This window comes from Polaromonas jejuensis NBRC 106434, from assembly GCF_001598235.1.
Lineage (GTDB): Bacteria > Pseudomonadota > Gammaproteobacteria > Burkholderiales > Burkholderiaceae_C > Polaromonas > Polaromonas jejuensis.
This window is the reverse complement of sequence record NZ_BCYO01000075.1, coordinates 1-1,010: the sequence shown is the minus strand read 5'-3', so window position 1 is coordinate 1,010 and position 1,010 is coordinate 1. Positions and strand designations below refer to the sequence as shown.

General features: G+C 66.7%; 1 protein-coding gene and 1 pseudogene. Both read right to left on the bottom strand.

Annotated features, from left to right (window positions below; genetic code table 11):
• Positions 1-552 (bottom strand): annotated as a pseudogene (locus tag PJE01S_RS24165) (electron transfer flavoprotein subunit alpha/FixB family protein); the annotation flags it as partial.
• A partial coding sequence (locus PJE01S_RS24160; RefSeq protein ID WP_245660971.1) for an electron transfer flavoprotein subunit beta/FixA family protein occupies positions 553-1,010 on the bottom strand: 458 nt, incomplete at its 5' end.

Sequence of the window (1,010 nt, the reverse complement as noted above, 5' to 3'; positions counted from 1 at the left end):
GGCGATCTCAGAGCCGACAAAGCTCGACCTGCCGCTGTCGGCCACACCGGCCAGGGTTTCCACGGTGGCGGCGCCACCGCTGGCCGCCGCCGCATCAAAGCCGGTGGTACGCACGGTGATCACTTTCTTGTCGTCCAGGCTTTGCACGATGGCAATGGCGTTGCCGGCGTAGATCGGGCGCTCGAAGGTGTCCAGCGCATCGACCTTGGTGATGTCGGAGATCTGCGCCACATCCAGCAGCGCGGCCACGCGCGGGGCGATGTTCTTGCCCGAGGCGGTGGCCGGAAACAGGATGTGGCTGTAGTTTTGCGCCATGGCCAGCACCTGGGCGGCCATGTTTTCGGCCAGGCCATGGGCGAAGGGCTCGCCTTCGACATGGATGACCTTGGCCACGCCGGCGATCTGGCTGGCGGCCTGGGCCGCGGCTTCGGCGCCCTGGCCGGCGACCAGCACATGCACCTCGCCGCCACATTGGGCGGCGGCGGTCACGGTGTTGAGGGTGGCGGGCTTGATGCTGGCGTTGTCGTGTTCGGCAATTACAAGTGCGGTCATTTAGATCACCTTCGCTTCGTTTTTGAGTTTGTCCACCAGGGCGGCCACATCGGCGACCTTGACGCCGGCGCTGCGCTTGGGCGGCTCGCTGACCTTGAGGGTCTTCAGGCGCGGCTTGACGTCCACGCCCAGCTCTTCGGGCAGGAAGCGGTCGAGCTGCTTTTTCTTGGCCTTCATGATGTTGGGCAGGGTGACGTAGCGCGGCTCGTTCAGGCGCAGGTCGGTGGTGATGATGGCCGGCAGCGTGAGGGCCAGGGTTTCCAGGCCGCCGTCGACCTCGCGGGTGACCCGGGCCTGGCCGCCTTCGACCTCGACCCTGGAGGCGAAGGTGGCCTGGGGCCAGCCCAGCAGCGCGGCCAGCATCTGGCCGGTCTGGTTGCAGTCGTCGTCGATGGCCTGCTTGCCCAGGATCACCAGCTGGGGGGCTTCCTTGTCGACCAGGGCCTTGAGCAGCTTGG